The 19,087-nt window shown below is 72.8% G+C and carries 22 protein-coding genes; 20 read left to right on the forward strand and 2 right to left on the reverse strand.

Annotation, left to right across the window (positions count from 1 at the left end):
* The 9 genes from sufC to DCW30_RS33565 all read left to right on the forward strand — a co-directional run bounded on the left by sufC (window position 1) and on the right by DCW30_RS33565 (window position 7,178).
* The gene (gene sufC, locus DCW30_RS33525; RefSeq protein WP_055566802.1) at window positions 1-765 is read left to right on the forward strand and encodes a Fe-S cluster assembly ATPase SufC; all 765 of its coding nucleotides are present in this window, start codon (window positions 1-3) and stop codon (window positions 763-765) included.
* Entirely contained in the window at window positions 762-2,030 is a 1,269-nt protein-coding gene (locus DCW30_RS33530; RefSeq protein WP_062776877.1) for a cysteine desulfurase, read from the forward strand. Before sufC ends, DCW30_RS33530 begins: the two co-directional genes overlap by 4 nt.
* A gap of 15 nt (window positions 2,031-2,045) precedes the next feature.
* Window positions 2,046-2,519 (forward strand): Fe-S cluster assembly sulfur transfer protein SufU, encoded by a 474-nt coding sequence (gene sufU / locus DCW30_RS33535; RefSeq protein WP_062776879.1) that lies wholly within the window; start codon window positions 2,046-2,048, stop codon window positions 2,517-2,519.
* Window positions 2,516-2,854 (forward strand): metal-sulfur cluster assembly factor, encoded by a 339-nt coding sequence (locus DCW30_RS33540; RefSeq protein ID WP_030358830.1) that lies wholly within the window; start codon window positions 2,516-2,518, stop codon window positions 2,852-2,854. The genes sufU and DCW30_RS33540 overlap by 4 nt, the downstream gene beginning before the upstream one ends.
* Before the next feature lie 117 nt (window positions 2,855-2,971).
* On the forward strand, window positions 2,972-3,292 hold the full coding sequence (locus tag DCW30_RS33545) for a DMT family transporter (protein WP_076686845.1): 321 nt from the start codon (window positions 2,972-2,974) through the stop codon (window positions 3,290-3,292).
* Window positions 3,292-3,837, forward strand: a complete 546-nt coding sequence (locus DCW30_RS33550; RefSeq protein WP_076686846.1) for a TetR/AcrR family transcriptional regulator — start codon at window positions 3,292-3,294, stop codon at window positions 3,835-3,837. The genes DCW30_RS33545 and DCW30_RS33550 overlap by 1 nt, the downstream gene beginning before the upstream one ends.
* Window positions 3,838-4,212: 375 nt before the next feature.
* A complete protein-coding gene (gene dapD, locus DCW30_RS33555) occupies window positions 4,213-5,202 on the forward strand; it encodes a 2,3,4,5-tetrahydropyridine-2,6-dicarboxylate N-succinyltransferase (RefSeq protein WP_062771721.1) in 990 nt (329 codons plus the stop codon).
* A gap of 189 nt (window positions 5,203-5,391) precedes the next feature.
* Window positions 5,392-5,946 (forward strand): SigE family RNA polymerase sigma factor, encoded by a 555-nt coding sequence (locus tag DCW30_RS33560; RefSeq protein WP_076686847.1) that lies wholly within the window; start codon window positions 5,392-5,394, stop codon window positions 5,944-5,946.
* A gap of 2 nt (window positions 5,947-5,948) precedes the next feature.
* Window positions 5,949-7,178, forward strand: coding sequence for a WD40 repeat domain-containing protein (locus DCW30_RS33565; protein WP_076686848.1), 1,230 nt, complete (start codon window positions 5,949-5,951; stop codon window positions 7,176-7,178).
* Here the strand turns inward: DCW30_RS33565 and dapA are convergent.
* Window positions 7,118-8,059, reverse strand: coding sequence for a 4-hydroxy-tetrahydrodipicolinate synthase (gene dapA, locus DCW30_RS33570; RefSeq protein WP_076686849.1), 942 nt, complete (start codon window positions 8,057-8,059; stop codon window positions 7,118-7,120). The genes DCW30_RS33565 and dapA overlap by 61 nt on opposite strands.
* Window positions 8,060-8,243: 184 nt before the next feature.
* Between dapA and DCW30_RS36935 the strand changes: the two genes are divergently transcribed.
* The 8 genes from DCW30_RS36935 to DCW30_RS33605 all read left to right on the forward strand — a co-directional run bounded on the left by DCW30_RS36935 (window position 8,244) and on the right by DCW30_RS33605 (window position 13,079).
* On the forward strand, window positions 8,244-8,414 hold the full coding sequence (locus tag DCW30_RS36935; protein ID WP_162933594.1) for a hypothetical protein: 171 nt from the start codon (window positions 8,244-8,246) through the stop codon (window positions 8,412-8,414).
* The gene (locus tag DCW30_RS33575; protein ID WP_076686850.1) at window positions 8,411-9,094 is read left to right on the forward strand and encodes a hypothetical protein; all 684 of its coding nucleotides are present in this window, start codon (window positions 8,411-8,413) and stop codon (window positions 9,092-9,094) included. Before DCW30_RS36935 ends, DCW30_RS33575 begins: the two co-directional genes overlap by 4 nt.
* A 56-nt stretch (window positions 9,095-9,150) precedes the next feature.
* A complete protein-coding gene (locus DCW30_RS33580) occupies window positions 9,151-9,573 on the forward strand; it encodes a phage holin family protein (RefSeq protein ID WP_062771736.1) in 423 nt (140 codons plus the stop codon).
* Window positions 9,570-10,193, forward strand: a complete 624-nt coding sequence (locus DCW30_RS37750) for a DUF3618 domain-containing protein (protein ID WP_076686851.1) — start codon at window positions 9,570-9,572, stop codon at window positions 10,191-10,193. Before DCW30_RS33580 ends, DCW30_RS37750 begins: the two co-directional genes overlap by 4 nt.
* Complete coding sequence (locus DCW30_RS33590; protein ID WP_062771742.1) at window positions 10,190-10,456, forward strand: DUF4235 domain-containing protein; 267 nt, start codon at window positions 10,190-10,192, stop codon at window positions 10,454-10,456. The genes DCW30_RS37750 and DCW30_RS33590 overlap by 4 nt, the downstream gene beginning before the upstream one ends.
* A 130-nt stretch (window positions 10,457-10,586) precedes the next feature.
* Complete coding sequence (locus DCW30_RS33595) at window positions 10,587-11,387, forward strand: SGNH/GDSL hydrolase family protein (protein WP_062771745.1); 801 nt, start codon at window positions 10,587-10,589, stop codon at window positions 11,385-11,387.
* Between the two features lie 97 nt (window positions 11,388-11,484).
* Window positions 11,485-12,222, forward strand: a complete 738-nt coding sequence (locus DCW30_RS33600; protein WP_076686852.1) for an antibiotic biosynthesis monooxygenase — start codon at window positions 11,485-11,487, stop codon at window positions 12,220-12,222.
* A gap of 98 nt (window positions 12,223-12,320) precedes the next feature.
* Window positions 12,321-13,079 carry an SRPBCC family protein gene (locus DCW30_RS33605; protein ID WP_232626648.1) on the forward strand — a complete coding sequence of 253 codons (759 nt, stop codon included), beginning with the start codon at window positions 12,321-12,323 and terminating at the stop codon, window positions 13,077-13,079.
* A gap of 22 nt (window positions 13,080-13,101) precedes the next feature.
* Here DCW30_RS33605 and DCW30_RS33610 read toward each other — a convergent pair whose 3' ends face one another.
* Entirely contained in the window at window positions 13,102-14,955 is a 1,854-nt protein-coding gene (locus DCW30_RS33610) for an endonuclease/exonuclease/phosphatase family protein (protein WP_076686853.1), read from the reverse strand.
* A gap of 221 nt (window positions 14,956-15,176) precedes the next feature.
* On the opposite strand from DCW30_RS33610, the gene DCW30_RS33615 reads away from it, so the two are divergent.
* The 3 genes from DCW30_RS33615 (at window position 15,177) to DCW30_RS33625 (ending at window position 19,051) form a co-directional block, all read left to right on the forward strand.
* Window positions 15,177-16,628, forward strand: a complete 1,452-nt coding sequence (locus tag DCW30_RS33615; protein WP_076686854.1) for a hypothetical protein — start codon at window positions 15,177-15,179, stop codon at window positions 16,626-16,628.
* Window positions 16,629-17,122: 494 nt separating this feature from the next.
* The gene (locus DCW30_RS33620) at window positions 17,123-18,592 is read left to right on the forward strand and encodes an alkaline phosphatase PhoX (RefSeq protein ID WP_076686855.1); all 1,470 of its coding nucleotides are present in this window, start codon (window positions 17,123-17,125) and stop codon (window positions 18,590-18,592) included.
* Window positions 18,593-18,823: 231 nt separating this feature from the next.
* Complete coding sequence (locus tag DCW30_RS33625; protein ID WP_062771760.1) at window positions 18,824-19,051, forward strand: CarD family transcriptional regulator; 228 nt, start codon at window positions 18,824-18,826, stop codon at window positions 19,049-19,051.
* Window positions 19,052-19,087 lie beyond the last annotated feature (36 nt).

Below are 19,087 nucleotides of genomic sequence, written 5' to 3' on the forward strand. Positions count from 1 at the left end.
ATGGCAACGCTTGAAATCAAGGACCTGCACGTCACCGTCGAGGCCGACAACGCCACGAAGGAGATCCTCAAGGGCGTCGACCTGACCGTGAAGCAGGGCGAGACCCACGCCATCATGGGCCCGAACGGCTCCGGCAAGTCGACTCTCGCCTACTCCGTCGCGGGTCACCCCAAGTACACGATCACCCAGGGCAGCGTGACCCTCGACGGCGAGGACGTCCTGGAGATGTCCGTCGACGAGCGCGCCCGCGCCGGCATGTTCCTCGCCATGCAGTACCCGGTCGAGGTCCCCGGCGTCTCGGTCTCCAACTTCCTGCGTACGTCGGCGACGGCGATCCGCGGCGAGGCCCCGAAGCTGCGCACCTGGGTGAAGGAGGTCAAGTCCGCGATGGAGCAGCTCCAGATGGACCCGGCCTTCGCCGAGCGCAACGTGAACGAGGGCTTCTCCGGCGGTGAGAAGAAGCGTCACGAGATCCTCCAGATGGAGCTCCTCAAGCCGAAGATCGCGATCCTCGACGAGACGGACTCCGGCCTGGACGTCGACGCCCTGCGCCAGGTCTCGGACGGCGTCAACCGCGTCCGCGAGACCGGCGAGGTCGGCACCCTGCTGATCACGCACTACACGCGCATCCTGCGCTACATCAAGCCCGACTTCGTCCACGTCTTCGCCAACGGCCGCATCGCCGAGTCCGGCGGCGCCGAGCTCGCCGACAAGCTGGAGGCCGAGGGCTACGAGGCCTACACGAAGGGTGGCGCATCCGCGTGACAGTGGCCCACCAGGGGCTTTCCGGCCTCCTCGACACCGAGGCGATCCGCAAGGACTTCCCGATCCTGGATCGCACGATCCACGACGGCAAGAAGCTCGTGTACCTGGACAACGCGGCGACCTCGCAGACGCCGCGCCAGGTGCTCGACGTGCTCAACGAGTACTACGAGCAGCACAACGCCAACGTCCACCGCGGCGTGCACGTCCTCGCCGAGGAGGCCACGGCGCTGTATGAGGGCGCCCGCGACAAGGTCGCGGCGTTCATCAACGCGCCCAGCCGCGACGAGGTGATCTTCACCAAGAACGCCTCGGAGTCGCTCAACCTCGTGGCGAACATGCTCGGCTGGGCCGATGAGCCCTACCGCGTGGACCACGAGACCGAGATCGTCATCACGGAGATGGAGCACCACTCAAACATCGTGCCGTGGCAGCTGCTCTCGCAGCGCACGGGCGCGAAGCTGAAGTGGTTCGGCCTCACCGACGACGGCCGCCTCGACCTGTCGAACATCGACGAGGTCATCACGGAGAAGACGAAGATCGTCTCCTTCGTCCTCGTGTCGAACATCCTGGGCACCCACAACCCGGTCGAGGCCATCGTGCGCCGCGCCCAGGAAGTCGGCGCCCTGGTCCTGATCGACGCCTCGCAGGCCGCCCCGCACATGCCGCTGGACGTGCAGGCGCTGCAGGCCGACTTCGTGGCCTTCACCGGCCACAAGATGTGCGGCCCCACGGGCATCGGCGTCCTGTGGGGACGGCAGGAGCTCCTGGAGGACCTCCCGCCCTTCCTCGGCGGCGGCGAGATGATCGAGACCGTGTCGATGAACTCGTCGACGTACGCTCCCGCGCCGCACAAGTTCGAGGCCGGCACGCCGCCGGTCTCCCAGGCCGTGGGCCTGGGCGCGGCCGTGGACTACCTCTCGGCCATCGGCATGGACAAGATCGCCGCGCATGAGCACGCGATCACCGAGTACGCGGTCAAGCGCCTCCTGGAGGTCCCCGACCTCCGGATCATCGGCCCGACCACGGCCGAGGAGCGCGGCGCCGCGATCTCCTTCACGCTCGGTGACATCCACCCGCACGACGTGGGCCAGGTGCTCGACGAGGAAGGCATCGCGGTCCGCGTGGGACACCACTGCGCACGCCCCGTCTGCCTGCGGTACGGAATTCCTGCGACCACGCGAGCGTCGTTCTATCTGTACTCCACGCCCGGCGAGATCGACGCGCTCGTCGACGGCCTGGAGCACGTACGGAACTTCTTCGGCTGAGGGGCTGGCTGGGACGTGAAGCTTGATTCGATGTACCAGGAAGTCATCCTGGACCACTACAAACACCCGCACGGGCGTGGTCTGCGCGATGGCGACGCCGAGGTGCACCATGTCAATCCGACCTGCGGTGACGAGATCACCCTGCGCGTGAAGTACGACGGATCGACGATCGCCGACGTGTCGTACGAAGGGCAGGGCTGCTCCATCAGCCAGGCCAGCGCGTCCGTCCTGAACGACCTGCTGGTCGGCAAGGAGCTCGGCGAGGCGCGGAAGATCCAGGAAGTGTTCCTGGAGCTGATGCAGTCGAAGGGCAAGCTGGAGCCGGACGACGCGATGGAGGAGGTCCTGGAGGACGCCGTCGCGTTCGCCGGGGTCTCCAAGTACCCGGCCCGGGTGAAGTGCGCCCTGCTGAGCTGGATGGCCTGGAAGGACGCGACCGCCCAGGCGCTGGGCGAGACCGACGGGGCCGCAGAAAGGAAGACGGCATGAGCGAGAACGAGACCCTCACCACGAAGCCCGCTTCGGAGGAGGAGGTCCGCGAGGCGCTGTACGACGTCGTCGACCCCGAGCTGGGCATCGACGTCGTGAACCTCGGCCTGATCTACGGCGTGCACATCGACGACGCGAACATCGCGACGATCGACATGACGCTGACCTCGGCGGCCTGTCCGCTGACGGACGTCATCGAGGACCAGGCGAAGTCCGCCACGGAAGGCATCGTCAACGAGCTCCGGATCAACTGGGTCTGGATGCCGCCGTGGGGCCCGGACAAGATCACGGACGACGGCCGCGAGCAGCTTCGCGCGCTCGGGTTCAACGTCTGATCCCCCTGGCACATCGAAGCCCCCCGGACCTCGTCCGGGGGGCTTCGATGTTGTCCGCCGGGAGCCCGCCGGCACCGTTGTGTACGTCTGTACGCAACGATATGTACACTCGTACGCATGGGATACGCGCTGCTGGCCGCGGCGATCGCGGCGGAGGTGGCCGGGACCACGGCCATGAAGTACAGCGAGGGGTTCAGCAGACTGTGGCCGTCACTGATCACGGTCGTGGCGTATGTCCTCGCGTTCACGCTGCTCGCGCAGACGCTGAAGACGCTGTCCGTGGGCACGGCGTACGCGATCTGGGCGGGCATCGGGACGGCGGCGGTCGCCGCGATCGGCATGCTGTTCCTCGGTGAGTCGGCCGGCGCCCTCAAGCTCGTGGGCATCGCGCTCGTGATCGTGGGTGTCGTGGTGCTGAACCTGGGCGGGGGCCACTGATGCCCCGCCGCCACGACCCCGAGCGGCGGCAGCGGATCATCGACGCCGCGATCCGGGTGGTCGGCGCGAAGGGCATCGGCGGGCTCAGCCACCGCTCGGCCGCCGCCGAAGCCGACGTGCCGCTGGGCTCGACGACGTACCACTTCAAGACGCTCGACGAACTCCTCGTCGCCGCGCTCCGGCAGGCGAACGAGGGCTTCGCGAAGGCGGTGGCCGCGAGCGGCGCGTTCGAGGACCCGCGGGCCGAGCTGGCGGGAGAACTCGCCGCGATGCTCGGCGTATGGCTCGCGGGGGAGCGCACGGGGGTCGAGCTGGAGTACGAGCTCTACCTCGCCGCCCTGCGCAGACCCGCGCTGCGGCCGGTGGCGGCGGAGTGGTGCCAGGGCCTCACCGACCTCCTGACCGCCCGCACCGACCCGGTCACGGCCCGGGCGCTCGTCGCCCTCATGGACGGCATCTGCCTCCAGGTGCTCCTGACGGACACGCCGTACGACGAGGCCTACACCAGAGAAATGCTGAACCGCCTGGCGGCGGGGACCTCGTAAGGGCCCCGCCAGGGTCGCGGGAGCGGCGGGGGCAACCACGATGAACCTGTGGTGGGGTACGGGCGGGTGGCGGCCCCGTCAGGGGCGCGGGGAACGGCGCGGGCGACCATGGACGGCCTGCGGTGGGGTACGGGCGGGTGGCGGCCCCGTCAGGGGCGCGGGGAACGGCGCGAGCAACCACGGACGGCCTGCGGTGGGGCAGGGGCGGGTGGCCCGGTTAGGGGCGCGGGCAACAGCGGACGGCCTGCGGCTTCCGCACCGGCAGGCGGCCGTCAGGGGCGGCAGTGGCGAGGGGCCGCCAGGCCCCGGGCCAGCTTCGGCCCGGACCGTGAGACCGGTTAGCCCCCGCGCCCCCGCTCCGGTTAGGTTTCACCCATGACCGATACGACTGCTACTCGCACCACCGGCGCCGTCGCCGCAGGCCTTGCCACCGTCACCGCCGACGGCACCGTTCTCGACACCTGGTTCCCCGCGCCCGAGCTCGTCGCCGAGGCCGGCCCCGCCGGCAGCGAGCGGCTGACCGCCGAGCGCGCCGTCGAACTGCTCGGCGAGGGCGCCGCGAAGGCCGTCGGCCCCGACGCCCGCCGCGGCGTCGAGATCATCGCCGTACGTACGGTCATCGCGTCCCTGGACGACAAGCCCCTGGACGCCCACGACGTCTACCTGCGGCTGCACCTGCTCAGCCACCGCCTGGTCAAGCCGCACGGCGTGAACCTCGACGGGCAGTTCGGCTTCCTCGCCAACGTCGCCTGGACCTCGCTCGGCCCGGTCGCCGTGGACGACGTCGAGAAGGTGCGGCTCAACGCCCGCGCCGAGGGCCTGCACCTCGCCGTGACGTCGATCGACAAGTTCCCGCGCATGACGGATTACGTCACGCCGAAGGGCGTCCGCATCGCCGACGCCGACCGCGTCCGCCTCGGCGCGCACCTCGCCGAGGGCACCACGGTCATGCACGAGGGCTTCGTGAACTTCAACGCGGGCACCCTCGGCACCTCGATGATCGAGGGGCGCATCTCCGCGGGCGTCGTCATCGGCGACGGCTCCGACATCGGCGGCGGCGCCTCCACCATGGGCACGCTCTCCGGCGGCGGCAACGTCCGCATCGTCATCGGCGAGCGCTGCCTGATCGGCGCGGAGGCGGGCGTCGGCATCGCGCTCGGCGACGAGTGCGTCGTCGAGGCCGGCCTGTACGTCACCGCGGGCACCCGCGTGACGATGCCCGACGGCCAGATCGTCAAGGCCCGCGAGCTCTCCGGCGCCTCGAACATCCTCTTCCGCCGCAACTCGGTCACGGGCACGGTCGAGGCCCGCCCGAACAACGCGGTCTGGGGCGGCCTGAACGAGATCCTGCACAGCCACAACTGACGTCCACGGCCCGCCCCGGGGTTCTCCCCGGCGCGCGGGACCCGTCGCACCGGAGCGGTCGCCCCCAGGGGCGGCCGCTCCTTCGTGCGTCCGGTGGAGAATTTCCCCCGGCAGGCATAGCGGGGGGCGTCCGGACCCGTCCCTACTCGTGCGGGAGGGCAACAGGCCCACCAGGGAGCGAAGGTGACGATGGATGCCGAAGCGCAGAACAGCTTCCGGGAGTTCGTGGCGAGCCGGTCGCCGGCTCTGCTGAAGACCGCCGTGCTGCTGAGCGGCGGCGACCGGCACGCGGCGGAGGACCTGCTGCAGAACGCCCTCGTCAAGGCGGCGGGCCGGTGGCAGCGGATCGACGAGCCGGAGGCGTACGTACGGCGGATCCTGTACCGCCAGCAGGTGAGCCGGTGGCGGCTGAAGTGGCCCCGCCGTGAACTGGCCGTCGCCGAGCCGCCGGAGGGCGCGCAGGGCGAGGACGCCGCGTCCGCCGCCGAGTTGCGGATCGTGCTGCGCGGGGCGCTCGCCAAGCTCACCGCGCGCCAGCGGGCCGTGCTGGTCCTGCGCTACTTCGAGGACCTGCCGGAGGCGGAGGTGGCCCGGCTCCTCGGCTGCACCGTCGGCACCGTGCGCAGCACCACGCACCGCTCCCTCGCCCGGCTCAGGAGCCTCGCCCCCGAACTGGCGCGGCTGGACGGCCCGGACACCGGCGCCCGTCCGCACCCCACCGACCTCTCGCCCATGGAGGCATGACCATGAACGTGGAAGAGCTGGTGCGCGAGTCGCTGCGGGAGCAGGCCGAGCAGGGCGGGCCCGTGCCGGGGAACTTCGCCGACCGGGTGCTCGCCGCACGGCGGCGCCGCAGGAACCGTACGGTCGCGGGCGCCTCGCTCGTCGTCGCGGCGGCCACCGTCATGGCCGTGGCGGTGCCGGGCCTCGACGGGGATTCCGGGCGGCAGGAGACGCGGACCGCCAGTGAGCTGCGGGACGGCGACGTCGTCGCGCACCCCGGCCAGACGCCGCCGCGCGACCTGATCGCGGCGGGCGGCACGGCGCTCGCCGCCTACTACACCCAAAAGCGCGTCCCGCAGGGCAAGGGCGTCGAGATCAGCGCCCGTACCTACCGGCTGCTCGACCAGCGGACCGGCACCTACAAGAAGGACGCCCGGTGGTCCGTGCTGGCCGTCGCGCCGGGCATGCGCATGGCGGCCGTCCTCGAACGGGAGCTGCCCGCCCGGCGGATCGGGCTGCTCGACATGGTCACCGGCAAGGTCGAGCGGTGGATCGAGACGCCGCACGGGACCGGCGGCGTCGAGTTCTCGCCGGACGGCGAGAAGCTGGTCGCGACGACGTACGAGGAGAGCCCGGACCGGTTCGACATGGAGCACCCGATGACCGACGGCAAGACCACGGAGCCCGGCCCCGCCAACCCCAGCAGGACCGGTTTCTACGTGATCGACGTGGCGTCGGGCGACTCCGACTGGAACGCGGTGAAGGAGGAGTCCGACGAGGTCGGCCTGCCGAGCATCAACACCCGGCAGGACTTCGGCTTCAGCGAGGACGCCTCCTTGGTCTACTCGGGTCTCACCTCGGGGAAACACCCCATGCAGTACTACGACCTGAACGGGCGCGAGGTGAGCGCTCCCGCGAAGGAGAAGCACCGGCACTGGGTGAACGAGGCAGGGCTCTCGCCGAGCGGGAAACTACTGGACGGCGGCTTCGCCGGAGGGGCCAGGACCACGGCGTCCGCGATCCTCGACCCCCGGACCGGCAAGAGGGTCACCAAGGTGCCCGGCCAGATTCTCCTCGCCTGGGCCGACGACAAGCGGCTCATCGCCTGGGACATCGCGTCCGACGGCAACGAGTACCGCCAGCGCCTCGTCCTCGTCACCGTCGGGAGCAAGAAGACCGTCCCGCTCAGCGGCTACCGCACGGGCTCGCTGAAGTCGACCGGGCGCTGGCACCCGCTCTTCGCCGACCGGTAGGCGTCGAGCAGCACCTCGGCCACCGCGCGCGAGGCGGGCAGCAGCGGGGGGCGCACTGGGCCCGCCGGGAGGCCGAGTTCGGTGAGCAGGGCCTTCGCGGTGACCGTGCCGGGCAGGCCCGCGGCCATCATCAGCTCGATGAGCGGGGTGGCCGCGAGCTGGCCCCGGCGCGCGGCGGCCGTGTCGCCCGCGTCGTAGGCGTCGAGGACCGCGCGGACCTGTGCGGGGACGGCGTTGGCCACCGTGCTGACGCACCCCGCGCCGCCGACCGCGTACAGCGCCAGGCTGTACTCGTCGCAGCCCGCGTAGTAGGCCAGGTCCGTCCGGGCGATGACCTTCTGGCTGCCGAGGATGTCGTAGGCGCAGTCCTTCACACCGACGATGCGCGGATGGTCCGCGAGACCGAGGACCGTCTCGGGCTCGATGCGGGTGCCGGCGCGGCCGGGGATGTCGTACAGCAGGGCGGGCAGCCCGACGGCGTCCGCGACCGTGCGGAAGTGCGCCGCCACGGCGTCCTGCGGGGGCTTGCTGTAGTACGGCGTGACCACCAGCAGGCCGTGCGCGCCCGCCTTCTCGGCCGCCTCGGCCTCCTCCACGGTCCGCCGGGTGTCGTTGCTGCCGACGCCCGCCACGATCCGGGCGCGGTCGCCGACCGCCTCGGTCACCGCGCGGATCAGGGCGGACTTCTCGGCAGTGGTCGTGGTCGGCGCCTCGCCGGTCGTGCCGGACAGGACGAGGCCCTCGCAGCCCTCGGCCACCAGGTGCGCGGCCAGCCGCTGGGCGCCGTCGAGGTCGAGCGCGCCGTCCCGCGTGAAGGGCGTGATCATCGCGCAGAGCACGCGGCCGAAGGGGGCGGGGGCACGGGTGGTCACCAGGTTCATGCGGCAAGTCTCGGGGCGCCGACGGTGAAGCACTACTTAATTCTCCTACGAGGTGTTCCACAGCGTCGCTACGTGATGCGGTCCTTGCGGAGCGGCTGATTCACGACTGGACAGCGTGGGCACGGGTGCCAACTCGCCCCCGTATGGGCCACCATGGCCGGACAGTCGGTCCCTAGGAGGCGTCATGAGGCTCGGCAAGGCACTGGCCACCGGAATCGCCGAAGAGCGGCCACGGCCCTCGGGCGAGCACCTGCCCGAGGAGAACGAACCGGCACGCGAGGACGGGGCGGCGGCGCCCGCACCCGAGGCGGCGGCCCCTGAGCCCCGCCCCGCCGGGGTCGCGGCGGCCCGATGAGACTGCGGCTCCCCGAGGAACGCCCGAAGGAGCCGCCGACCGGATACAAGATCGCCCGCCCGGTGCTGTCCCACGACGGCACCCGGGCCGGGTTCACCGGCGTCTCCCTCGGCGTCGGCCTGCCGTACGGCGTGCTCGACGAGGCGCGCTGCGTCTACGGCAGACGGCACAAAGCCCCGCACCGCCGCTGCGACTGCGGCTTCCACTGCGTGCGCGACCGCTCCACCGCCGAGGCGCTGCTGTGCACCGCCGAGCACCGCGGCGCGGTGCTGCTCGACGTGCGCGTGCTCGGCGCCTACATCCGCTTCGAACAGGGCTTCCGGTACGCACGGCAGCGGGTGTGCCGCGCCACGGTGCCGCCGTGCGGCTGCGGAGCGGCGGCCCCGCTGCTCGCCGACGCGGGCTGGGGCAGGCCCGGTTGGCGGGTGGCCGAGGGCGTCTGCGGGCGGTGCGCGGGCGAGCGGCACACGGTGTCCGTCGCGGAGTTCGAACGGCTCGCGGGGGAGGGGCTGCGGATGGCCGCCGCGCCCGCACCCGCCGGCGTCGGCCCCTCGCGGGGGCCCGGGATGCCGCCGGGGCTCGGCGTGCCCGAGCTGGTGGCCGAGGCCGCCCTGTTGCAGGCCCGCCTCGACTGGTTCCAGTCGGAGCTGGCCCGGTTCACCGGCGAGCAGCGGGGGTAGCCCGGCGCGGCGCGGGTACCCGGGCCTCCCAGCCGGACCAGAAGGGAGGCGGCACCGTGACCGGGACCATGGACGAGCGGCCGGCGCACGAGCAGGCACAGCACTCGGTGGGAGAACTCATCGAGCGGGCCACCACACAGCTTTCGGACCTCGTGCGTCAGGAGATGCGGCTCGCCGGGCGGGAGATGGCGGAGAAGGGCAAACGCGCGGGGCGCGGCGGCGGGCTCCTCGGGGCCGCGGGCGCGGTCTCGTACATCGGGCTCATGGCGCTCGCGGCCACGGCCGTCGCGGCGCTCTCGCTCGCGCTGCCCGTATGGGCCTCCGCCCTGATCGTCACCGGCGTGCTCTTCGCCGTGGCCGGGGTGCTCGCGGTGATGGGGCGCGGCCAGCTGGCCCGTGCGGTTCCGCCCACGCCGCAGGAGGCCATGGACAGCGTCAAGGCGGACGTCGAGGAGATCAAGGAAAGGGCGCACCGATGACGAAGACGCCCGAGGACCCGGGGCAGACGGGTGCGAAGGGGCCGGACGAGTTGCGCCGGCAAATCGAGGAGACCCGCGGACAGCTCGGCGAGACCGTCGAGGAACTGGTCGCGAAGACGGATGTGAAGGCCCGCGCCCGGCACAGGGCCGAGGCGGTCAAGGGACAGGTACGAGGAACGGCGGCACAGGTGCGGGAGAAGGTCACGGAGCAGGCGGCGCGCGTCAAGGACAAGGCGTCGGACGAGAAGGGCCAGGCCGCCGAAGGCGCGGCCCTGGCCACGGGCAAGGCCGTCGAGAGCGCCGCTCAGGCCAGGGAGAAGGCCGTCGAGGGCGCCGCCCTGGCAAAGGAGAAGGCGGCGGAAGGCGCCGCGCGGGCGAAGGAGGCCGTGCTCGGGGTCAAGGCGCGGGCCGAGGAGCACCCCGCCGTGGCGCAGGCCGAGCAGAAGGTCGCCGAGACCGCGCGCCGGGTCCAGGAGAAGGCGCCCGAGCCGGTCAGGACCGCCGCGGACACCGTCGCCCGCACCGGAAGCCGCCACCCCGGAAAGTTCGCCGCGGCGGGCGCGGGGGTGCTGATCGTCTGGATGGCGCTGCGCCGCCGCGGGAAGGCGGGCCGCCGATGAGCAAGACCACCATGCTCTACAAGCCGCTCGGCATGGGCTTCGGCATGCTCGGCGGTCTGCTCGCGAGCGCCCTGTTCAACCGCACCTGGAAGGCGGTGGCGGGCCAGGACGACGCCCCCGACGCCCATGACGAGGACCGCGCCTGGGGCGAGATCCTGGCCGCGGCGGCCCTCCAGGGCGCCATCTTCGCCGTGGTCAAGGCCGCGGTGGACCGCGGCGGCGCGATCGGCGTGCGCCGCGTGACGGGCCGCTGGCCCGGCTGAGCGCGGGCGGCCGGGGCCAGGAGCCCCGCCGAGGCCGTCGGACGGCCGTGCCCCCGGGCGGGGGCGCGGCCGTCCCGCCGTGCGCGAGGCCGCGTTGACGGGGCCGGGTGGCCCGGAGGAAGCTCGGGCCATGAGTCTTGCGGCACCGCATCCCTACGCGCGCTACGTGGCGATCGGCGACAGCCAGACCGAGGGTGTCGGGGACGGTGACGAGACCCGGGGGTACCGGGGCTGGGCCGACCGGCTCGCCGAGATCCTGGCCGAGGGGCGGCCGGACCTCGGCTACGCCAACCTCGCCGTGCGCGGCCGGGTGACGGCGCGCATCAAGGCGGAGCAGCTCGGGCCCGCCCTCGCGCTCAAACCGGACCTGGTGACCGTCATGGCGGGCATGAACGACCTGGTGCGCCCCGGCTTCGACGCCGCGCGGATCGCCGCCGACATCGAGGAGATGTTCACCGAGCTGACCGGTGCGGGCGCGCGGGTGGCCACCGTGACCTTCCCCGACATCGGGCGCATCGTGCCCCTCGCACGCCGGGCGCTGCCCCGCGTCCTGGAGCTGAACGCGCGGATCAGGGCGGCCGCCGACCGGCACGGCGTCGTCGTGCTCGACACCTTCCCGCACCGCGTCACCACCGACCCCCGGCTCTGGAGCCGCGACCGCCTGCACGCGAGCCCGCTGGGCCACGCCCGTATCGCCGCCGGGATGGCGGACGCACTCGGCCTGCCGGGGCACGAGGGCTGGTGCGGCACGCTGTCGCCGCTGCCCCCGGCCTCCGTCCTCGGCGCGGTGACGGGCGAGGCCCGCTGGCTCGCGGGGTTCATGGGCCCGTGGCTGTGGCGGCGCCTGCGCGGCCGGTCCTCGGGGGACGGCAGGGAGCCCAAGCGCCCCGCCCTCGCGGAGGTCCGCGCACCGGACCACGAAAGGGCTTGACCTGAAGCGCACTTGAGGTCGGAACGTGGTGCGTACACGGCGCCGGTCCGCGAGGCCCGGCCCCCCTGCCCACCCGACCTACGGACGGACGACCGCCATGTCTGCGACCAGCGCACCCCAGACCCTGAGCACCGGCGCCCACCCCGACCCCGCCCGCGCCGACGTGGGCCTCACCTTCGTCAGCACCTGGAGCACCGGCTCGCCCGAGCGGCAGCGGGCCACACTGATCGCCATCGCGCGGGCCTGGGAGAGCCGCCCGTGGCCGCACCCCGGACTCCTGTCGTACAACGTGTACGCGGGCTCGGACGGCTCCACCGTCCTGCACTTCTCGCAGTGGCGGGACGAGGAGTCCTACCAGGAGTTCTTCGCACAGGCCGGGAACGGCAGGGACGCGCGCAACGGCGACATCGACGCGGCCGTGCCGGGCATCGAACGCCTCGGGCTCAACAAGACACGCCTGTACCGCAGCTGGACCGGTGGCGCCGGGGAGCGGCGCGAGCCCGGCGCGATCGTGATCGTGCAGGTCGACTTCGACGCCCCCGACACCGGCCGCGCACGCGCCTGGGCGGACGGCGTCCTCGCCGCCCTGAACAGCGATCCGGCCGAGAAAGGGGGGCTGCTCTCCGCCCACTTCCACATCAGCGCCGACGGCTCGCGCGTCGTCAACTACGCCGAGTGGGAGAGCGAAGAGGCCCACGTCGACGCGCTCGCCGCGGCGGGCGCGGGGATCGGCTCGCCGACGCCCGAGTGGCGCGAGGTGCGGGAGTTCCCCGGCGTCGTCCACGACGACGCGGTCGCGCGGTACCGGTTCGCCTACGGCTTCCTACCGCGCTGAGCGTAGTTTCCCCGGTCGCCCCGCCGCCGACCGCCACGCCCGCCTGGACAGGCCCCGACGGCGGCGGGACGGTGGAGACTCCACCCCAGGGAGTCGGCATGAGCGGCAGCGGAACCGGCAGGGCCGGCATCGGCAAGGAGTTCGAGATCGCCCGGGAGTTCGAGGTCGAGGGCTCCCCGGCGCAGGTCTGGGCCGCGCTCACCACCGGTGCCGGCGGCTGGCTCAGGCCCCTGCTCTACGAGCCGCGCGAGGGCGGCAGCGCCCCCTGCGGCGGGACCGTCGTCCGCTGGGACCCGCCCCACCGCCTGATCGCCCGCGTCGAGGACCCGGACGCCGTACCCGGCCAGAGCATGGACCAGCTCGACCACACCGTCGAGCCCCGCGACGGCGGCCGCCGCTCCTGGCTGCGCCATGTGCACAGCGGCGTCTTCACCGGGGACTGGGAGAGCCAGTACGAGAGCGCCCTCACGCACACCGACTTCCACCTGCACACCCTGGCCCAGTACCTGACGCACTTCATGGACCGCCAGGCCGTCTACTCCGGCCTCAGCGGCCCGCCCGGGTCACTCGCCCCCGACGCCTTCGTCCGCCTCACCCGGGCCCTCGGCATCCCCGACGACGCCACCGAAGGCGCCCGGGTCCGCGCCGAGGGGCCGGGCGAGGAGCTGAACTCCGTGATCGACTTCCGCAGCCGGCACTTCATCGGGCTGCGGACGGACGACACCCTGCACCGCTTCTACGGCCGCAACCACTTCGGCGCGCCCGTCGCGCTGAGCGTCCACGACTTCGGGCCGCACGCCGACGCCAAGCGCACCGAACTGGCCTGGCGGGACTGGCTCCACCACCTCTACGGCTGAACCGGCCCCGCCCGGAGCGGCCCTACGGGCGGAAGCGCAGCACCTGCGGGTCGTGGTCGCTGTTCTGCTCGGCGAACTCCGCGTTGATGTGCACGCTGTCGTAGGAGAAGCGGTTCCCCACGCCGGGACTGGTCAGGATCTGGTCGAGGACCTGCGAGTTGCCCTGGTAGACGTAGGAGTACCGCTCGCTCCTCGGCAGCGACGTGATGGCCGCGCGCAGCGCCCCGCCGTCGGTGAGGGCCTTGGTGGTGCCCGAGAACTCGAAGTCGTTGATGTCGCCGAGCACGACGACGTCCGCGTTCCGCTGCGCCTCGCGGATGTCCTTCACGAAGCCGTTCACCGCCTGGGCCTGGAGCAGCCGCTGCTCCTCCGACGAGCGCCGCGGCGGCTGGTGGTGCGAGGTGAGGCCCTCGTCGCCGCCCTTGGACGCGAAGTGGTTGGCGATCACGAAGACCGTCCGGCCGCGGAAGACGAACTCGCCGGCCAGCGGCTTGCGGCTGTTCTCCCACGCCGCGTTCCCCGGGTCGACACGGCCGGGGGAGCGGGTCAGCGCGGCCCGGCCCTTCACCCGTACGGCCTCGGTGGGCGTGGTCGCGTCGCCGCCGGGCCGCTCGGTGAAGGAGACCCGCTCGGGGTTGTAGAGGAAGACCTGGCGGATGTTGCCGCCGGGTTCGCCGCCGTCCTTGTTGTTCTCCGGGTCGATGGAGCGCCAGGCGTAGCGCGGCCCGCCCGCGGCGACGATCGCGTCCGTGAACTTCTTCAGGGTCGCCTCCGCCGACACCGTGCCGTCGTTCTTGGCGCCGTTGTCGTCCTGGATCTCCTCCAGGGCGACGATGTCGGGCGACGCGAGGTTGGCGACGACGGCCTCGGCGAGCGCGTCGAACTTCGCCTGCGGGTCGCCCGGGTCGAGGTTCTCGACGTTGTACGTGGCGACGGCCAGCTCGCCCTTGCCCTGCTCGCGCGTCCGCTCCCGCTCGAGCGCCCTGTCCTGGACGTCGCCCAGCTCACGGGCGGCCAGGGTGTAGCCGCCGTACTGGTTGTAGTCCAGCGGGCCCTCGGTCGTGCCGCGCAGGACGTCGCCCACGTCCGCCTTCGGGAAGGGCTGCTGGGAGACGGGGGCGAGCTGCTGGACCTGGAGCCGGCCGCCGTTCTGCGCGGAGTAGGAGCCGTAGACGGCGCCGCCGCGCCGGTTGGCGTTCTCGTGCGGCTTCACCGTCACCCACAGCTCGTTGTACGGGTCGGTCGCGCCGACCACGCGCGAGCTGCCGATCCTCACGTTCATGCCCTCCAGTGACTCGTACCGGTCGAGGGCGTACGCGCGGGGCCGCAGCGGCAGCGCGTCGATGCTGCCGTCCCGCGCCGGGTCACCGGCGGGCGCGTAGCGGTCGGGCACGGATGTGGCGGTGATCGCGACCGGCTCGGGCAGCGCGTTGCCGGAGGACTCCACCGTCACCGTCGGCTTGGTGAGCTGGGTGAGGGACTGGTTGCCCGAGCGGACGCCGCCGGGCACGTACTCCCCGACCGTCCCGGAGACCCGTACCGCGTCGCCCGGCCGCACCGCGGGCGCCGCCGAGCCGGTGAAGACGAAGATTCCCTCGCTGGTGGCCGCGTCGCCGTCCGCCGTGCCGTCGGGGGACTGGATCCAGAAGCCCTTGGAGCCGTAGCCGCGCACGCCGGTGACGACGCCGGCCACGTCGCCGACCTGCTGCCCCAGCAGGGGCGAGGTACGGGTGGCGCCCTGGATGTCATGGATGCGGACCTCGTCGGCGGAGGCCGCGGAGGAGCCGGCGACGAGCAGACCCGCCGCCAGGGCGGTGGCGACCACGGCGCCGACGGCGGCGGACCTCGGAAGGCGGGGCGTCGATATGTGAGACATCTCAGGACTCCGGATGAGGGTGTGGGAACGAAGCGGCGGCGCAGGCCCGAACGGGCGCTCTACGCGCGTCAATCTCTTGCCTGACCAGGGGAGTTGTCAAGGTTGTACGGGTGTACCCGTGCTGTGCGTTTCCTGACAGGGACATGAACCGGGCGGCATGGTGCCAAATCCGTCTAGGCTTGCGCACTGCAGAGCCCGTACCTCCGGAGGAGAACCAGCCGATGTCCGTAAGCCCCGCCACCCTGCCGCCGGTGCTGCTGCACTCCGAAGCGGAGCTCGCGCGGGCCGCGCTCGCCACCCCGCTGCTCTCCCGCGCCGTGCGGCTGGCCCGCTGGGCGGGTCCCGAGACCCGGGTCGGCGCGGGCGGCGAGCTCGTCGACGCGCAGCTCCCGGCCGCCGCCGCCGAGCTCGGCCTCGCGGCGGACGACCCGGACGCCGCCGCGTACGCCAGCGAGGCCTGGCGGGTCGCCGTGGACACCGGCCTGATCGACGTCACGGACGCCGAGGAGGAGGGCGGGGAGGGCACCGTCACCCAGGGCGAGGACCTCGCGGTGCTCTCCGGCGGCAGCCCGCAGGACGTCCTCGCCGTCTGGCTCGGCGCCCTGGACACCGTGTACGCGGACGCCACCGTGCCCGACATGGACAACCTCCTCGACGTCCTCGAGGAGAAGGGCGAGGTCGACTTCGCCGAGCTGGGCTGGGACCCGCAGGCCGAGGCCGACTTCCTCGACGGGGTCCTCGGCAACCTCTACCTCCTCACCGTGGGCGACTCCGCGGCCGGGGAGGGCCCGGTGCCGCTGCCCGCCCTCGCCGCCTCGATGATCGTCCCCGACGACATGGGAGAGCCCACGGACGACGTCCTGGAGCAGGTGTCGGACGCCATGATGAAGCTCGACGACCAGTTCCGGCTCTTCGAGCCGCTCGGCCTCGTCGAGTACCAGCCGGTGGACGAGGCCCTCATGGCCGAGATCGACGACGCCGAGGAGCCCGCGCCCGTCGCCGACGAGGACGTCACCCGCTACGGCATGGTCCGGCTCACCCCGCTCGGCCTGTACGGCGTCCGGGCCCGCATGCTGGAGGCCGGCGTCGACGCGCCCGCCGTCGGCGACCTCGCGGACAAGGGCGCCGACGCGCTCCTCGAAGGCGCCGCGGGCTTCCCGCAGGCCGCCGCGCAGGCGGAGATCGAGCAGTGGCTCACCCGGCACGAACCGCTGCCCGCCGCACGGGAGTTGCTCGCCGCGGCCCGCGGCGGCGACGAGAACGCGCCGCTGCGGCGGCTCCGCTGCCAGCAGGCCCTCTCCCTGGTCGGCGGCGAGGCCGAGCCCGCGCTGCGCGAGGTGCTCGACGACGCCGAGCTGGGCGGCCTCGCCCGGGTGTGGCTGACCGAGCGCGGCGCCGCGGACGTGCCCGCGCCCACGGAGGCGCTCATCTTCTGGCTGACCATCGACACCCTGGCCGCGCAGCTCGCCGCCGAGGGCAACTCCGACGAGCTCCAGGGCCTCGTCGAGGGCCTCGCGCAGCAGCACAGCGGCTTCTTCGCCACGGCGTGGCGCGTGGACCACCCCGCCACGGCGGACGTCCTGGAGGCGATGGGCCGCCTGCACCCGGACAAGAAGGTCGCCAAGGAGGCCCGCAAGGCGGCCTTCAAGGCCAGGTCGCAGCAGGGGCAGTAGCAGCGGACCGGGCGGGCCCCGCGGGACCCGCCCGGCGTCCGTTCCCACCGGGCCGGGGGCGTCAGCGGTGCGGGCCGGCTCCCCGCGCCGGACCACCTCTTCACCTCGGACGCAGGGCGAAGGTCCCAGGGGCGCGCCGCGGCGCCGCTCACAGGGCACTCGGCGGGCGACGAAGGTGACGGTCACGCCCTGGCCCGAGTGCTCGTCCCGCCCTGGTCGGACGCGGTGACATCGGCCGGCTGCTGCATGAGCCGGTTCTCACGGAGGCTGCGCGCATGACGCGCGTCCACTCGGCCCCCCCTCCCCGCCTGCGTGCCGCGGTTGCCCATACGCCGCCGTCTGTCGCCGGCTGCGCCGATCGCCGCCCCGCCCGGGTTCACGGAAGGAGGGCCTCAGCCGTCGTATGCCGTTCAACCGCCGTTCAGGAGGGGGCGCGACCGTTTCGGGACAGCAGCCAGGCCCTTCGCGCTTCGCGCCTGCCCCCAGGAGTAACCATGTCGCTCACCCGCAGGGATTTCGCCAGACGCTCCGCGATCACCGGAGCGGGGGTCGCCCTGGCCGGCAGCGTCGGAGCGCTGGCCACCGCGCCCGGCGCGCTCGCCGCCTCCGAGACCGAGGAGGCCGGCGCCGCGGGCGATGACGGGGCGGACGGCGCCCGCGGCCACGGGCGCCGCGGCCCCGGCTACGGGCCGCTCGTCCCCGACCCCGAGGGGCTGCTCGCGCTGCCCGCCGGGTTCTCGTACCGCGTGCTCACGCACAGCGGGCGCACCAAGCTGGAGAGCGGCGAGTTCACGCCGTCCAACCACGACGGCACGGCCGCCTTCCGCGGGCCGCGCGGCACCACCTACCTCGTCAACAACCACGAGCTGGGCGGCCCCCGCACCAAGTGGAAGCACCCCGTCCCGCTCACCGAGGGGCTCGTCTACGACCCGGCGGCGGCCGGCGGCTGCACGGTCGTCGAGGTCCGGCGCGACGGCCGCGTGGCCGAATGGGTGGGCATCGCGGGCACCGCCACGAACTGCGCGGGCGGCTCCACGCCCTGGGGCACCTGGCTGACCTGCGAGGAGACCGAGGACAAGGCCGGTCAGAACGGCATGACCAAGGACCACGGCTACGTCTTCGAGGTCGACCCCCAGGACGTGCGCGCCGGACGCCACCCCAAGCCGATCAAGGCCTTCGGCCGCTACGCGCACGAGGCCGTCGTCATCGACCCGAAGCGCGGCCACGCCTACCTCACCGAGGACGCCTCCGGTCCGAACGGCCTGTTCTACCGCTGGACGCCGCCGCACGGCTTCGAGCACGGCAGGGGCAAGCTGCGCGGCCTCGCCGACGACGCGGGTGTCCTGAAGGCGCCCAAGTGCTACGACTCCGGCGGCCGTTTCGTCGACGACCTCTCGCGGGCCACCAGGACCGGCACGGTGTACGGCGTGGACTGGGTGGAGGTGCCGGACCGCGACGCGCGGACCGTGCCCGTGCGCGAGCAGTTCGACGACGGCGACGTCACGCGCGCCCGCAAGCTCGAAGGCATGTGGTGGGGCGACGGCGGCGTCTACATCGTCTCCTCCTTCGCCCGCGGCGAGAGCCCCGTCCGGCACGACGGGCAGGTGTGGTTCTACCACCCCGGGCGTCGCACCCTCACCCTGAAGGTGCTGCTCGGCGTGAACCCCGACCCCGACAAGGACGGCGCCTTCGACGGCCCCGACAACATCACCGTCTCGCCGTACGGCGGTCTCGTCATCGCCGAGGACGGCGACGGCGTCCAGCACCTCTTCGGCGCGACCGAGCACGGACGCACGTACCCGATCGCGCGCAACGAGCTCAACGCGGGGACCGAGGACGACCCGTCGTACAGCGAGTTCACCGGCGTGACGTTCTCGCCCGACGGCAGGACGCTCTACGCCTGCATCCAGACGCCCGGCATCCTGCTGGCCATCACGGGCCCGTGGAAGCGGCAGCGGCGCTGAAGCGGCCGGAGGCCCGACCGCCGGCCGCCCGCTGACCGTGCGTGACGCACTGGTCGCGGCACGTCGACACCCCGGGTCGGAACGTCCACGTCGGTCCCCCTTCAGGGTGAATTTCGATACGGCTGGGCGTGGCGTTCCGGCTGCGGTTTGTGTGTCTGTTCCATACCGATGTGAGGGCGGTGTGAGGTCGGAGCATGGTGCGGCGGGTGTCCGGGGGCGCATACTGCGAACATGACGAGGCCCGCCGGCTCGCGCCGCCACCTGCCGAACAGTCCCTTCAACGTGCCCGCCCCGCCCGCCCCACCCGTAGAGCAGTTCGCCGTGGGAGACCGTGTGTCCCACGACCAGTACGGCCTCGGGAGGATCGTCGGCGTCGAGGGGGAGGAAGCGGTCGTCATCGACTTCGCAGGCCGCCAGGGACGGTTCCTGAGCCCCTATCCCAAGCTGGCCAAGCTCTGAATCCGCTGCATCACCCCTGACACGCCGAAGGGGCGG

It is taken from the genome of Streptomyces alfalfae (genome assembly GCF_004127445.1).
GTDB classification, from domain to species: Bacteria; Actinomycetota; Actinomycetes; order Streptomycetales; family Streptomycetaceae; genus Streptomyces; species Streptomyces alfalfae.

Coding starts and splice junctions, on each gene's coding strand:
- sufC (WP_055566802.1), top strand. CDS start 1: ATGGCAACGCTTGAAATCAAGGACCTGCACGTCACCGTCGAGGCCGAC.
- DCW30_RS33540 (WP_030358830.1), top strand. CDS start 2,516: ATGAGCGAGAACGAGACCCTCACCACGAAGCCCGCTTCGGAGGAGGAG.
- DCW30_RS33545 (WP_076686845.1), top strand. CDS start 2,972: ATGGGATACGCGCTGCTGGCCGCGGCGATCGCGGCGGAGGTGGCCGGG.
- DCW30_RS33550 (WP_076686846.1), top strand. CDS start 3,292: ATGCCCCGCCGCCACGACCCCGAGCGGCGGCAGCGGATCATCGACGCC.
- dapD (WP_062771721.1), top strand. CDS start 4,213: ATGACCGATACGACTGCTACTCGCACCACCGGCGCCGTCGCCGCAGGC.
- DCW30_RS33560 (WP_076686847.1), top strand. CDS start 5,392: ATGGATGCCGAAGCGCAGAACAGCTTCCGGGAGTTCGTGGCGAGCCGG.
- DCW30_RS33565 (WP_076686848.1), top strand. CDS start 5,949: ATGAACGTGGAAGAGCTGGTGCGCGAGTCGCTGCGGGAGCAGGCCGAG.
- dapA (WP_076686849.1), bottom strand. CDS start 8,059: ATGAACCTGGTGACCACCCGTGCCCCCGCCCCCTTCGGCCGCGTGCTC.
- DCW30_RS36935 (WP_162933594.1), top strand. CDS start 8,244: ATGAGGCTCGGCAAGGCACTGGCCACCGGAATCGCCGAAGAGCGGCCA.
- DCW30_RS33575 (WP_076686850.1), top strand. CDS start 8,411: ATGAGACTGCGGCTCCCCGAGGAACGCCCGAAGGAGCCGCCGACCGGA.
- DCW30_RS37750 (WP_076686851.1), top strand. CDS start 9,570: ATGACGAAGACGCCCGAGGACCCGGGGCAGACGGGTGCGAAGGGGCCG.
- DCW30_RS33590 (WP_062771742.1), top strand. CDS start 10,190: ATGAGCAAGACCACCATGCTCTACAAGCCGCTCGGCATGGGCTTCGGC.
- DCW30_RS33595 (WP_062771745.1), top strand. CDS start 10,587: ATGAGTCTTGCGGCACCGCATCCCTACGCGCGCTACGTGGCGATCGGC.
- DCW30_RS33600 (WP_076686852.1), top strand. CDS start 11,485: ATGTCTGCGACCAGCGCACCCCAGACCCTGAGCACCGGCGCCCACCCC.
- DCW30_RS33605 (WP_232626648.1), top strand. CDS start 12,321: ATGAGCGGCAGCGGAACCGGCAGGGCCGGCATCGGCAAGGAGTTCGAG.
- DCW30_RS33610 (WP_076686853.1), bottom strand. CDS start 14,955: ATGTCTCACATATCGACGCCCCGCCTTCCGAGGTCCGCCGCCGTCGGC.
- DCW30_RS33615 (WP_076686854.1), top strand. CDS start 15,177: ATGTCCGTAAGCCCCGCCACCCTGCCGCCGGTGCTGCTGCACTCCGAA.
- DCW30_RS33620 (WP_076686855.1), top strand. CDS start 17,123: ATGTCGCTCACCCGCAGGGATTTCGCCAGACGCTCCGCGATCACCGGA.
- DCW30_RS33625 (WP_062771760.1), top strand. CDS start 18,824: ATGACGAGGCCCGCCGGCTCGCGCCGCCACCTGCCGAACAGTCCCTTC.